This is a genomic window from Gimesia maris (genome assembly GCF_008298035.1).
GTDB classification, from domain to species: domain Bacteria; phylum Planctomycetota; class Planctomycetia; order Planctomycetales; family Planctomycetaceae; genus Gimesia; species Gimesia maris.
Genome location: NZ_CP042910.1, coordinates 595660 through 609931 on the forward strand (window position 1 = coordinate 595660; position 14272 = coordinate 609931).

At 52.1% G+C, this 14272-nt stretch carries 10 protein-coding genes; 4 read left to right on the plus strand and 6 right to left on the minus strand.

The genetic code is table 11. The features are described 5' to 3' along the window. Window positions 1-10: 10 nt before the first annotated feature. The 6 genes from GmarT_RS02220 to proC all read right to left on the minus strand — a co-directional run bounded on the left by GmarT_RS02220 (window position 11) and on the right by proC (window position 8674). Window positions 11-1351, minus strand: a complete 1341-nt coding sequence (locus GmarT_RS02220; RefSeq protein WP_002647268.1) for a metal ABC transporter permease — start codon at window positions 1349-1351, stop codon at window positions 11-13. Beyond that, a complete protein-coding gene (locus tag GmarT_RS02225; RefSeq protein WP_002647267.1) occupies window positions 1348-2853 on the minus strand; it encodes a metal ABC transporter permease in 1506 nt (501 codons plus the stop codon). The genes GmarT_RS02220 and GmarT_RS02225 overlap by 4 nt, the downstream gene beginning before the upstream one ends. Then, window positions 2850-3665, minus strand: a complete 816-nt coding sequence (locus GmarT_RS02230; RefSeq protein WP_002647266.1) for a metal ABC transporter ATP-binding protein — start codon at window positions 3663-3665, stop codon at window positions 2850-2852. Before GmarT_RS02230 ends, GmarT_RS02225 begins: the two co-directional genes overlap by 4 nt. A gap of 81 nt (window positions 3666-3746) precedes the next feature. Then, entirely contained in the window at window positions 3747-4730 is a 984-nt protein-coding gene (locus tag GmarT_RS02235; protein ID WP_002647265.1) for a metal ABC transporter solute-binding protein, Zn/Mn family, read from the minus strand. Window positions 4731-4847: 117 nt separating this feature from the next. Then, a complete protein-coding gene (locus tag GmarT_RS02240) occupies window positions 4848-7619 on the minus strand; it encodes an alpha/beta fold hydrolase (RefSeq protein WP_002647264.1) in 2772 nt (923 codons plus the stop codon). 230 nt (window positions 7620-7849) lie between these two features. Further along, on the minus strand, window positions 7850-8674 hold the full coding sequence (gene proC / locus GmarT_RS02245) for a pyrroline-5-carboxylate reductase (protein WP_002647263.1): 825 nt from the start codon (window positions 8672-8674) through the stop codon (window positions 7850-7852). Between the two features lie 288 nt (window positions 8675-8962). Between proC and GmarT_RS02250 the strand changes: the two genes are divergently transcribed. From GmarT_RS02250 to GmarT_RS02265, 4 genes are all read left to right on the plus strand, one after another. Then, window positions 8963-9784 carry a menaquinone biosynthetic enzyme MqnA/MqnD family protein gene (locus GmarT_RS02250; RefSeq protein ID WP_044238651.1) on the plus strand — a complete coding sequence of 274 codons (822 nt, stop codon included), beginning with the start codon at window positions 8963-8965 and terminating at the stop codon, window positions 9782-9784. Then, complete coding sequence (gene mqnC, locus GmarT_RS02255; RefSeq protein WP_002647260.1) at window positions 9753-10883, plus strand: cyclic dehypoxanthinyl futalosine synthase; 1131 nt, start codon at window positions 9753-9755, stop codon at window positions 10881-10883. Before GmarT_RS02250 ends, mqnC begins: the two co-directional genes overlap by 32 nt. 155 nt (window positions 10884-11038) lie before the next feature. Further along, the gene (locus GmarT_RS02260; RefSeq protein WP_002647259.1) at window positions 11039-11800 is read left to right on the plus strand and encodes an ATP-binding cassette domain-containing protein; all 762 of its coding nucleotides are present in this window, start codon (window positions 11039-11041) and stop codon (window positions 11798-11800) included. Between the two features lie 5 nt (window positions 11801-11805). Continuing rightward, the gene (locus GmarT_RS02265; protein WP_002647258.1) at window positions 11806-14235 is read left to right on the plus strand and encodes an ABC transporter permease subunit/CPBP intramembrane protease; all 2430 of its coding nucleotides are present in this window, start codon (window positions 11806-11808) and stop codon (window positions 14233-14235) included. The last annotated feature ends 37 nt before the right edge of the window (window positions 14236-14272 follow it).

The following is a 14272-nucleotide window of genomic DNA, read 5'->3' on the forward strand; positions in this document are numbered from 1 at the left end:
GCCTGTCAGGTCAGTCGGAGAACTCTTCGGGAGGAATGGGACTGCCATGCGGGTCCTGGTCGGTCTCGATTGTGTCCTCATTCAGCTTTTCACGTAACTGGCGATCGGTGAAATGTTCCAGTCGTTCGGCCTGCCTGTGAATCGTTTCTGTGGACATGCCCGCGTGTTCGACCAGGTAGTGTTCCCAGAGACGATGTGAGCGAACCAGTTGACGTGCCTGGTCGCGACCTGTTTCTGTCAACTTATAATAACCGTTTGTGCCTGTAATCTGTCCCCGACTGGCCAGATAATGGAGTGAGAGACTGGTTGATAAGGCGCGGGAGAACAGAATCTCGCGCAGATAACCGGCATCAGGTTTACGGTCCGGGTCACGTTCTTCAATCCGATACATCAACGCGATGATGTCTTCTGCGAGAATCTTCCACGACAGGAACTGCCGCCGAATAAAAACGACCAGGATGCCATGCCGGGGACCAAGCAATGCCGCCAGCACAAACAGCAGACCTGCCGTGACTGCCATCATGCCGGCAGTTGAAGTACTTCCATAACCAAACCAGTGGGGCACGGTAATGGCGCTGATGTGCCCCGTGATGGCTGCGATGATTGCCAGGATGACACTGAGGACGATCATCCGCCCCAGTCGATCCGTGAGCATGTACGCAGCAGCGGGCGGCACTACAAACATGGCCACTACAAGAATATTGCCGACCGTCTCGAAACTGGCGACCGCTGTGATGGCAACCAGTGTCATCAGGGTATAATGAATCAGCGTGGCATTAAATCCCGTGGTCGTTGCGAGCGCCGGATCGAATGAACTGAGTTTGAGTTCTTTGAGAAAGCAGACCACAAACAGCAGGTTGATCAACAGGACGATGGAGAGCACGGCGACAACGCGGGGGATTTCCCAGCCTGCAACCAGGACCGTATCGAGGGGCGTCAGTTCGATTGCTCCATAGAGTACACAGCCGGGATCCAGGTCAACATGATCCGCAGCCTGAACAATCATGACCAGCCCCAACGCGAACAGGGACGTGAAGACCACTCCCATGGAAGCGCCTTCGTCCACTTTACCAAAGCTGCGAATCCACTCCGTGAACAGTGCCGTTAAAATACCAGCGATGACCGCACCCACAAACATGGGCAGACTGCTGCGGCTGTCGCTGATAAAAAAAGCAGCAGCGAGTCCGGGCAGAATTGCATGGGTGATCGCATCTCCCAACATGCTCATTTTTCGCAGGACCAGAAAGTTCCCCAGCAGGGCCGTTGCGACAGAGCATAGAATTCCCGCGACAATGATCCAGCCGTCCAGATACCAGCTCCACTGGCTCAATGCTTCTCTCAGAACATTCATGAACCAGGCCTCCGGGAATCGGGGGCAGACGAATCGGAATTCCCCTGTTTGAGCTGGAGGGTATGAGGGCTGGGCAGGATGTCTGTGGATGATTGCTGACTCAGTAATGTTTCCAGTTCAGATATGACTTCCGGTTCCAGTACATGTTCAATGGCATCAGCATCCCGATCGACTTTGCTGGAAGCAACGTCGGCATACGTGATGAGGTACAGTTCCCATAGTCGATGCTCATGAACGATCCGTGCGGCTTCAGTCAGTCCCAAAGGCGTCAGACGTATCTGGTTACCGTCTACTGTTTGAAGCAAGTCTTGCTGGCTGGCACGATGAATGATCGAGTGGAGGTCTGTCGGCAGCCAGCTGCGCATCTGGTAAAGGTCTTTGATGGGAACGAGTTGGTTCGTCTGATCCGTCAGTAAATTATGTGCTTCCAGGTATTCATAGATGCTGCGCAACAGGTGTTGTCGATCGACTTTTCTATTAAGCTGATAGCGTCTGAGCTTGCGGATCAGAATTCCCCGGGGAACGCCAAAAACCATACTGACCAGAAACATACTGGTAGCGACCAGCACAATCATCGCACCGGAAGGAAGATTCGGGAAAATGGCACTCATGGCGGAGCCAACCATCCCACTGAGCGCTCCGAGGATTGTGGCAACGAAAGACAGGTAAAATATCTTTTCTGTCCAGAACCGGGCGGCAGCAGGCGGAATGACCAGGAGCGAAATCATCAGAATCAATCCGACTGCCTGCAGACCGATGATCGTGACGACGACTACCAGTCCCATCAGGATCATGTCGAGCAACACGACGGGAAAGCCACGCGAGTGGGCAAAACCTTCGTCGAAACAGAGCAGTGTGAGTTCTTTATACAGGAAGATGGAAATCAGCATACAGGTCAGTCCAGCACTGCCGATCAACCAGGCGTCGCTGGCGACCATGGATGCGGTCTTACCGTAAATAAATGATTCCAGGCCCGCCGCATGCCCCGTCTGCATCTGCTGGACGATTCCCAGTAAGGCGACTCCCGCTCCAAAAAAAACGCTGAGTACAATCCCCAGGGCGGCGTCTTCTTTTAAGCGGGTGAGATTTCGAATCATCAGAATGGATGCAATTCCCAGCAGTCCGCTGATCGCTGCTCCCGACAGCAGCACAGGCAATGTTTTGCCATTCATGCCAAATGAGGTCGCGAGAATGAAAGCAAGTGCGATGCCGGGCAGAGTGGCATGACTTAACGCATCACCCATCAGCGCCCGTTTTCTGAGCAGGGCAAAACTGCCGATCATGCCGGCTGACATGCCGAGTAACGTCGTCCCCAGGATGACGATGCGCGTGTTATAGTCTTCTAAAAAGAAAACACGTTTCCAGTCTTTCCATTCAGGAATGGAAATGCTGCGGTCTGTAATGGATCTCTGTGAACCAGGTGAGTTCGCACCGTTGGCTGCGAGCAGCGGAGCATAAGGGCAAAGACTCATCAGCAGAAATACAATTACAAACAGTCTCATAAAGACTGCTCCCGGCGGCGCATGGTTTCGGTCGCTTCTTCGAGCAGGGTCAGACGGCCGCCATACGTTTTCTGCAGATTTTCGGGTGTGAAAACATCCGCGGTCAAGCCATGATCAATTACGCGCATATTCAGCAGGATGACATAATCAAAATACTCGGGAACGGTCTGCAGATCATGATGGATCACCAGGGCCGTTTTGCCGGCTTGTTTCATTTCCTGCAGAATCTGGACGATGGCTTTCTCCGTGGCCGCATCGACGGCAGCGAATGGTTCATCCATCAGGTAGAGATCGGCGTTTTGCACCAGGGCGCGGGCCAGAAAGGTTCGCTGTTGCTGTCCGCCTGACAGCTGGCTGATCTGGCGGCGGGCATAGTCGGCAATTCCTACACGATCCAAAGCTTCCAGCGCACGATCTTTGTGTTTCCTGCGAACAGGCAGGCACCAGCCGATTTCTTTATAGAGTCCCATGGTGACCACATCCAGGGCATCCACGGGAAAATCCCAGTCGACACTTTCCCGCTGGGGGACATAGCCTACGCGATGCCGATTTTTCTGATAAGACTTGCCAAAGATCTGAACCCGTCCGGACGCTTTTGGGATCAGATCCATCATGGCTTTGAGCAGAGTGCTTTTCCCTGCGCCATTCGGCCCGATGATTCCAATCAGCTTTCCCGGAGGAATATCAAAGCTGACGTCCCAGATCACCGGTTTGCGGTGGTATGCAACGGTGAGGTCATATACAGAGAGCGGTATCTCGGCAGCTGACGCATCATTTTGCCGATCTGGTAATGGACTCTCGCTGATATTCATGAGCTTAAATTTATTTCATTGATTGAATGATTGAAGTGAAAATGGTTCAAGACAATCGGGAAGTGAGCAGCTTGAGTTGAATCACGGAGTGAGTTTGCCCTGCATGCCTTTTTCCGGGGCGGTGCCGCCCAGTGCCCGGGCAACGATTGTGAAATTATGGTCGAGCATTCCCATGTAACTCCCTTCATAGCTGCCTGCTTCTCCCATGGCATCAGAAAACAGTTCGCCGCCAATCACTATTTCATGTCCTTGTGCTTTGGCACCATCGATTAACGCGGTGATGTTCTTTTTGGAAACACTACTCTCCACAAAGACGGCTTTCACATTTTTGGCGACCAGTAGATCCACGAGTTCATTAATGCGTTTCAAACCGGCTTCTGATTCAGTCGAAATTCCCTGGACTCCCAGCACTTCCAGTCCATACGCGCGCCCAAAATAATTAAAGGCATCGTGTGACGTGATTAATATGCGACTGTTTTCCGGGATCGACTTTATCGTTTTAAGCCCATACTCATGCAGAGTTTTGAGTTGCTGTTTATATTCGTCGGCGTTTTTCTGATAGACTTCAGCATGACGGGGGTCATACTGGCTCAATGCATCTTTCACTGCATCAACGCATAGCGACCAGGTCGCGACATCCATCCAGACGTGGGGGTCGTAGTGTCCGTTAAAATCGTCGGGCTCCAGTAGTGATTTCGGATCGATCAGTTCGGTGACAGCGAAGACTGGCTTGGTACGCGCGACCTTGATCAGGGTATCAGCCATTTTGCCTTCCAGCATCAAGCCGGAATAGAAGACCATGTCGGAGTTCATGATGGTCTGTACATCGTCACGGCTGGCTTTGTGCATGTGGGGGTCGACACCCGATCCCATGATTTGCGTTACGTCTACATATTCGCGTCCTACATTCTTGACGAGATCGGCGACCATGCCGACCGTCGCGGCTACCGGAATTGGATAGTTCAACTGCTCCTGGTCAGGAGATTTTTCGGGAACCGAAGCCTGTTCGGACTGACAGCCTGCCAGCAGGCACAATATAAGATTGAAAGCGAGAAGCTTTCGCATTGATTAACTCCAGGAACGGGTTGGGTGTAAAGCGCCTGTTAAATGTAGCCTTGGCTACATTTGTTTTTATTTTAACAGAGTCCGTGATTGTGTCAACTCCAGTGAGAAGCGCCGTGCTCAGGGTTTCAGGTGGCGGTCAAAGAAACCGATGACGGCAGGTCTGAGATCCTGCTGGCTGGGTTGCAGGTGGAAGCTGTGTGGCGCCCCCTCAATAATCAACAGTTCAGAGGGCATCTTCTCTTTCTCCAAGGCTGCCTGCAGCAGTTGTGACTGTTCCAGTGGAACGGTTGTATCCTTTGTGCCATGCAAAATCAGGAAGGGAGGATCGTCTTTTGTGAGATGAGAAACGGCAGAAGCCTGTTGGCTGAGTGCTTTCTCTTCTTGCGTGAACGAGTCCAGCAGGTCGCGAGATTTTGCCAGGGTAATCAGGTCATGTGCACCATACATGGGAACGACGGCTTGAATGCGAGTTGAAAAATCGGCATAGGGTCCTTGCGGATCGAGTGCGGGATCATCGCCGGTTACGGCGAGCATGGCAACCAGGTGACCTCCCGCCGAGCCTCCAATGGCGCCGATATGGTCGGGATCAATCTGATACTGTTTTGCATGTTTTCTTAAATAGCGGACAGCGGTTTTGCAGTCCTGCAGATGACCGGGCCAGACCTGTCTGAGGTTATCGGTAAACCGGGAGTGCCGTTTCGCAAGCTGATAATTAATACTGGCGCAGACATAACCGGCTTTCGCCAGATTGTTTCCGATATTCAACTCGCGGCGGGCTGCTTTATCACCACCGTGCCAGCCACCGCCGTGAATGATCACAACAGCGGGATAAGGGCCGCTCTGAAATTGTGGATCGGGCAGATACAGGTCCAGCTTTTCGCTGCGTCCTTCGCCCAGGTAATCGAGGTCTTTTTTCACTTGCACCTGCGACAGTTCCTGTTTGACGCGTTCGCTGGGATCAATGAATTTTACATTCTCTTTTCCAGCCAAAGCGACCAGGTTTTTGATATCGAACTGCTTCAGCAATCCAAAGCAGAAGAGCTCCGGCGCCTGATTGACAGATTGATCCTGTTCAATGATTTCTTTCAGAGAACCTAATGAGCCTTGCAACTGCACGCTGGAAAAGGCCTCCGGATTGATGGCCGCTGATACGAGTGTGAACAGACTGCTGCGGGGACCGACTGACTGAATCTTGACAGACGTCTGCTTTTTCTGGTCACGTAACCAGTGCGCAATCGATGTTAACTGGCTGGCCTGGATACCCAGTGGACGTTCTCCGACAGCGGCGACCAGTAGACCGTACAGAAAGTCGCGTTGACTGATTTTCGATTCACCGAAGTAGAAGGGGTCCACTGCCAGGACGGTTTCTCCCTGTGCGAGCAACTTCTGAACCTGTTCTGCCAGGCTTTTACGACCTGCATCTGCTACCAGGATCGTCGTGGATTCAGAATCGCCGTTGGAGAATTCGACAGCAGGGACCGTCCAGTTTTGATCGATTTTCAGTTTCCAGAATGTGACGGTTGTTTTGCCTGTTGTTGTCTGGCTGGATTGTAATGCCTTGAGTGGTGTGTCTGCGGATTTGAAGTGCACGACCTGCTTGAGTGCAGCGCGCTGTTTTTCAGGAGTGCTTTTCCTACGTCGCGGCAGATTCTGGCTGAGCTTGAGAGCCAGTGTATGAAAGTCGGCATTGTTTTCAGGCAACTCTACATTGAGTTCCTCTGCTGTTTTGAGTTCGGCCTTACATTCCATTTCCTTGACCGGTAAAGGTTTGCCCGGTTCCGAAAAGTGAGCCGACAGCATGCGGTAGAGGGCCTCGCGATTGTCTTTCAGAAAGTTGTGATCGCCGGGATCATCGTTGACGTGCTTCTGCAGATTCGTTTCTTTGTCGTAGAGTTTAAAGATCGGGAAAGCGGCTTTTAACAGCGGCGGTTGGGCATAACCGGATTCAAAGCAGCAGTTGTCTTTAGAGTTGTTTGTGAGCAGGGTGGGGCGGGGTGCCCGCATCGCTGTCAAATGTGTGTAGTCGGCATAGACGGCCAGATCGTTGGGAGTCTGTTCGGAGTCCCCCAGATCTTTTGTGTGATAAACGCGCGTCAGGTAGCTGGAGTATCCGGCAACCGGGTTGGAAAGAGTGACCCGTTCGTCGAGCGAACTGATGAAGATGGTCTGCCAGCCACCGCCTGAAAGACCGGCGACCGCGACGCGCTTCGGGTCTGCATGGGGGTGTGATAAGAGTACATCAAGGCCTCGTTTCATCGACAGATAAAAGGGCGCCAGTCCACTCGTACCACACAGATCCAGTTGATTCATTTTGTAATGGGTGAAACCGGAAACGTTCAACTGGCCCATGCCCAGCCATTCGATGTTGAGTGCCAGCATGCCTCGCTTCGCCTGGTTAATACAGCGTACCTGCTTGTAGTCGGCGGCTTTCCCATTGCGGTCGTGTCCATTCACATTCATGACAACGGGGACTTTACCTGTCAGGTTGTTGGGAATGTACAACAGCGCGGGCACCCATAAGCCGGGCAGTGCTTCAAAGCGTAATTTCTGGATTTTATATTCAGGACCGCCTGCGATCGTTTCGAGCCAGTCGACTTTCAGTTTCGAGTCCCGCCATTTTGCGGCTTCACCACGATAGACGACTTTATTCAACACGTTGCTGCGAACTTGCGATATATATTTTTCCCACTCCTCAACCGTACTGATTTCCGGCATTCCGGGAACCCGCGGTGCAATGAAGGCCTGCACTTCTTTCCAGGGAAGATCTTTTTCCAGAACGGGCTGAGACAACAGGCTCTTCAAATCAGGTTCTGCTGCCTGTGAGAGGGGGGCTCCCGTCAGGAACAAACAGGAGAACAAAAGAGTGGCACGGACAGACTGCGTAAGCATAGTTGTATCTCCCGGTGGATGCAGGCGGGGGTGATTCGAGGCTGTTCAAAGTCTTCAGAGATTCCAAATCGAATGGAGAGACAGGCACAGTTCCACTCCATCCCGATCTGATTTCGCTCTGCTGACATCTTTTTATTTTGCGAGATGGACCCAGTCAGCACAAGTTGGTTAATAAAATTAAAGAATGTCTGGTCACAAAAAGGTGCGTGTCAGAATGCCATTTGGTGGCTTTATTTACCTTGACCCAGTTCAATGGAGCGACTGGTTGCTGCGCTGACTGCGTTCATCAGGCTGTTTCTTAAGCCACCTGCTTCGAGTGCATGGATCCCTGCGATTGTGGTTCCGCCGGGACTGGTCACCGCGTCTTTGAGTGTGCCTGGATGTTCGCCTGTCTGCAGGACCATCTCGGCTGCTCCTTTGACGGTCTGAGCTGCCAGTTGCGTGGCGATCTGCCGTGGCAGACCCACGCGGACGCCGCCATCGCTGAGGGCTTCAATTACCTGGTAGATGTAGGCGGGGCCGCTGCCAGACAAGCCGGTGACCGCGTCAAGCTGTGACTCGGGGACTTCAAACGCGATACCGACCGTGGAAAGTAAGGACTCCACCAGAGTCGCATCTTCAGTGGATGCCTGTCCGCCCCGCGCGAAGGCGGAGGCACCCTGTTTGACCAGGCAGGGAGTGTTCGGCATCACGCGGATCATGCGGGTGAATTCTCCCAGGGTGTCCAGGAAGAGTGACAGCGGGCAGCCGGCAGCAATGGAGATCAGGAGATGCTGGCTGGTGACAGAGGATTTGATTTCCTGCAGCACGTCGGGAATCTGCTGGGGTTTGACTGAGAGGATGATGATCTCTGCCTGTTCCATGACCTGCTGATTTGATGAAACTGACCGTGCACCAGTCTCCTGGGCGAACTTTTCACTGGCGGCTTCATAAGTGTCGCTGGCACAGACGTGGTCTTTTGTTGTGAATCCGGATGAAATTAATCCTCCTGCAAGAGCGGTTGCCATACGACCAGCTCCGATGAAGCCGACTTTGGAGAGGCTCTGTTTTGTCATGCTGATGCTGCTTTCTGCTGCCTGTAGTTGTGGTGATCACCTGCGGAAGGACGCCGAATTTGGTCTGTCCTTGAATTTTCAAGTGGATATTGCCTGATTGCGGGGGCATAAACTGCTAGAATACGATAATGTATGCCGAGTTACGTACGGAATTGTAACACCTACAGTCAGAATGTGCACCAGAGTGCGTTCTCTGGAAGATTTACCATAGTGTGAGCTGATTGCGAGATGAAGATTGCTGGCTATAATAAGTTGGACAAACCAAACGGAAATGAAAGCCAAACGATAATGTCTGACTTGATTCCACCCCCGATTCGCGTGGGGGCGGTCTCCTATCTCAACTCGAAGCCTTTGATTGAAGATCTGGAAGAGCTCGCCGATAATGCGGAACTGATGTTGGATTATCCCAGTCTGCTGGCGGATGATCTGGCTGCCGGGCGGATTGACGTTGGATTAATCCCTTCGATTGAAGTAATCCGCAGCTCAGAATATGAAATCATTTCCAATGCCTGTATCGCGACGCAGGGACCGGTGTTGAGTGTTAAGATGTATAGCAGGGTCCCGCTGGGGCAAATCAGAAGGCTGGCGCTGGATATGGGGTCCCGGACGAGTGCCACACTGGTTCGCATTATGCTGGCAGAACAATATGGGGTTTATCCGGAAGTCGAACCGCTGCCAATTGAGCAGGCCATTGAGTCCAGTAGTGCAGATGCCATTTTGTTAATTGGCGATCGTGCCATCCACGCACCGGAGGCGAGTTTTGTGGCGACCTGGGATCTGGGAGAAGAGTGGTTACGCTGGACTGGTCTTCCCTTTGTCTTCGCGATGTGGGCCGTGCGGCGAGATCAGGACACAGGTTTGCTGGAATCTGCTTTATGCCGGGCACGAGATAAAGGTGTGACACTATTGGGTGAAATTGCCCGTCGGGAAGCACCGAAGCTGGGCATTGACGAATCGGTAGCCGAAAGTTACCTGAAGAATAATTTGAGTTTTTACCTGGGACCCGCGGAATGTTGCGGGTTACGTTTGTTTCAAGACTTAGCCATTAAAACGGGACTTGCGCCCGAGGGGGTTCCTCTTGTCTTCCGAAATTGCATCTCTGCTGGATAAAGCTGTCGCCGGCGAACGTCTGAATCGAGAAGAGGGACTCAAGCTGATGGAGTCTCACGATCTGGTTGCGCTCGGTCGTGCAGCCAATGAGGTCACAAAACGACTGCATCCGGAACCATATCGTACTTATAATATCGATCGGAATATTAACTATTCCAATTCCTGTACGGCGGTCTGTGATTTTTGTGCCTTTTATCGTAATCCCAAATCTCCCGAAGTCTATGTGCTCAAGCCTGAGCAGCTGTATCAGAAGATTGAAGAGACGATTGAACTCGGCGGGGATCAGATTCTGCTGCAGGGGGGACTGCATCCGACGCTGAAGCTGGAATGGTATGAGGATCTGCTGCGTGATCTGCGCGAACGCTATCCGACTGTGAATGTTCATGGATTCAGCCCGCCTGAAATTCATCACTTCACGAAAGTCAATAAACTCTCTCTGCGTCAGGTGCTCGAACGACTCAAAGCTGCTGGCTTAGGGAGTGTACCTGGAGGCGGGGGAGAGATTCTCGTCGATCGTGTTCGCAAAGAGATCACACGCGGCAAAGTCCTGACCGATGAATGGCTGGAGGTAAATCGCGTCTGGCATGAACTGGGGGGCATTTCGAGCGCCACGATGATGTTCGGTCACATCGAGACACTGGCAGAACGGATCGAGCATCTGGATCGTCTACGGGAACTGCAGGATGAAACGCATGGCTTTTCCGCGTTCATCTGCTGGACACTGCAGCCCGACCACACGGACATGGATTATGTTCCACCCGCAGGTGCGTTTGAGTATTTGAAGACGCAGGCCGTGAGCCGTCTGTACCTGGATAACTTCCAGAATATTCAATCTTCCTGGGTCACCCAGGGGGAAAAAACCGGTCAGATGGCACTCTTTTTTGGTGCCAATGACATGGGTAGCCTGATGATTGAAGAGAACGTGGTTTCTCAGGCAGGAACCACTCATCATCTGACTGTTGAGACCATTCGACGCTGTATCTCTGAATCGGGCTATATCCCCAGGCAGCGGAATGTCTTTTATGACTATATCGATGATCCCGATTCGAGCGGTCCTGCCAAAGGAGCAGGTCACGTTCCGCTCCCCGTGCTCAACTGACAGAAAATTGATTATACAATCAGCTTAGGGACGCCGATTCGCGGTGATAGGCTATGCTTAGCTGTAATAATAACGTATAAGTGAGCCTCTCTCACAGTTGATTGGCGCGATGCTGATCGTCTGAATAACGCGGGCATTGGGGATAATGGACGGATATGATTCACGTCGAAGGTCTGAGCAAAAGTTTCGATGATTTGCGTCGTGGCAGTATAGTCGCGCTCGACTCAGTGAGCTTTGATGTTCAGGCAGGAGAAATCTTCGGCTTACTGGGGCCCAATGGAGCCGGTAAGACAACCTGCCTGCGCATGTTGAGTACAGTCCTGCAGCCGACAGGCGGTTCGGCCACTGTTGCCGGCTTTGATGTCGCAACCCATCCCCAGGATGTGCGGAGCCAGATTGGGTTCATGTCCTGCAATACCGGAATCTATGACCGGATGACTGCCTGGGAAATGGTGGAATATTTTGGTCGACTCTACGGCATCGAAGAGCAGGAACTGCAGCAGAGACTGGATCGTATTTTCACGACGCTGCAGATGCAGGATATCAAAGATATGCTCGGTTCCAAAATGTCGACCGGGATGAAGCAGAAGGTATCCATTGCCCGCACGATCATTCATGATCCCCCCGTTCTGATCTTTGATGAACCGACAACGGGACTTGATGTTCTGGTGGCACGCGCCGTATTGAAAACAATCGAAGCCCTGCGTGAAGAAGGTAAGTGCATTATTTTTTCGACTCATATCATGCGGGAAGTCGAAAAATTATGCGATCGCGTCGCGGTGATTTACAAAGGAAAAATTCTGGCGATCGGTAGTATCCCGGAACTGGAAGAGCAATATCACGAGTCGGATATGGAAGAATTGTTCTTCAGTTTAATCCAACAGCATGAAGACCAGCTGGCGATGAAGGCTCAATAATTCAGATGATACAGTGGAAGAACATCAAGCTGATTTTAATGCGTGAATTGCGCGACCAGATGCGCGACCGCCGCACTTTGTTTATGGTGGCAATTCTTCCGTTGCTGCTTTACCCGGCAATGGGTATCGGCATGGTGCAGATGACGGTGTTGTTTTCCGAACAACCCAGAACCGTTGTCATGCTGGGCGCTGATGAATTACCAAAACATCCTCAATTACTGGACGGGGATCAGTTTGTTTCCAACTGGTTCACAATTCCCTCAGATGCTGACAAGCTGCGTGTGATTACGGACAGCCAGCCTGCGGATACAGAGAACCCCGATTCTGAGACTACAGATACTGAATCAGATTCCGACCGTGAAGAGATTCTCAAGCAGGCCCGTGAGCTGGAACTTGAGCTGAAACAGCATCAGAATCTGCTGGACGAATGGGATAAACTGAAAGACAGGAAAGACAGCAGCGAGGCTGAGCTGCTTCTCAATGAAATTACTGAAACCAAGGAACGGCTCAGTAAACAGTTTGCTGAAAGTAAGATCCAGGTACTGATCATCATACCCAAGGGTCTTTCCCAAGAGCTGGAACGTGTGAGTGAGCAACTCGCGCGACATGAGCCGATTGACTTCGATCCCGCAGTTTCATCACGACCACTGGTGCTGGAAAACAGAGCCGATGAAAAATCGAAGCTGGCGTTTATCCGGGTTCAGGAAGCGATGCAGGCCTGGGAAAAAGCGATTCTTCGAGCCCGGCTGAATCGAGCCAACCTTCCCGTTTCTTTACCAACGCCCATCAATCCGGAAGTGATCGACCTGGCGCAGGATGACCAGCTGGCGGCGAATCTCTGGAGTAAACTCTTTCCCGCCCTGCTGATTATCATGGCTGCCACCGGCGCCTTTTATCCGGCGATCGATCTGGGGGCCGGTGAGAAAGAACGGGGCACGATGGAAACGCTGTTAATCTCACCTGCGAAGCGAACAGAAATCGTACTGGGTAAGTTTTTAACAGTGTTGGTTTTCAGTGTGTCGACGGCGTTGTTGAATCTGGCCAGTATGGGTTTTACCGGTAAGCATATGGTCAATGTGGCCGGAACCGGGGCCCTTTCCAAAATCGGGGATCTGTCGTTTCCTTCATTTTCGGCACTGTTCTGGATCGTAGTACTGTTGATTCCCCTGTCAGGGCTCTTCAGTGCCTTGTGTCTGTCGCTGGCCACCTTTGCCCGCAGCAGCAAAGAAGGCCAATATTATCTGACACCGTTATTGATGGTCACCATTGGTCTGACCGTTTTTTGCTTATCCCCCGCAGTAGAAATCAATCCTTTTTACAGTCTGATGCCCGTGGTAGGCGTGGCTCTCCTGTTGAAAGCGATGCTGTTGTCGACCGTCAATGCCGGGATTTTGTATGTGTATGCAATTCCGGTCCTGGTGACGAGTATCGGATACAGTCTGCTGGCGCTCTGGTGGGCCATTGACCAGTTTCAACGTGAAGATGTGTTATTCCGTGAGGCCGAACGGTTTGAAGTCGGCCTCTGGTTGAAGCATCTGATGCGCACCAAAGACGCTTTGCCCAGTTTCGCGGAAGCGGGTTTCTGTTTTGTCATCATTATGCTGCTGCAGTTTGCAGTCATGAATACCATGCGGGATGCCATCCAGATGGCGACGAGCGCAGAACGCCCGACGCGCATGATGCAGCTGCTGATGATTCAGCAACTGGCGATCATCGCGACTCCGGCTTTGATGATGGGTATTATGCTGACGACCAGCATGCGAAAGACGTTTCGTCTGTATCTGCCTCGCTTCGGTTTCTGGATAGTGGCGATTGTCCTGGCGTTTGCCCTGCATCCACTTTCACAGGAACTGGTTTCGAGTTTAAGATGGTTCTTCCCCGCATTGCCGAAGGGGACTGTTGCTGTCCTGCAGGATATGTCCGATCCGAATCAGGCGATCTGGCTGATTTTACTGGCGTTTGCGCTGGCACCTGCGGTCTGTGAAGAACTGGCTTTCCGCGGTTTTATTTTAAGCGGCTTTGGTCGACGCGGCCGTGCCTGGCTGGCGATTATCCTGTCGAGTGTCACCTTTGGTGCCATGCATATGATTCCGCAGCAGGTCTTTAATGCAACCCTGGTCGGCCTGGCGCTGGGTTTGATTGCCGTTCACAGTCGCAGTCTGTTTCCGGGGATTGTGTTTCACTTTATCTATAACTCCCTGTCAATCTACCGGGGTCGGGTGCCTGAAAAATGGGTTCCCGAAAATGGTCTGCAGCATTTCGTCAGTATGGGGCCTGAGGGCCTGCGGTATTCCTGGCCTTTACTGCTGATTTGTGCTGCGGTCGCGATGGTACTGCTGCGATGGGTAATACTTCAGTCCCAACCTGCCCCCGGTCAGCCGGCGGAGTCGTTGTCACTCTCCTCCTATGATCGCAGGCTCACTGATTCCAATTAAGTTTTGATCTGATATAATTTGAGCCGGTTGTAATTAT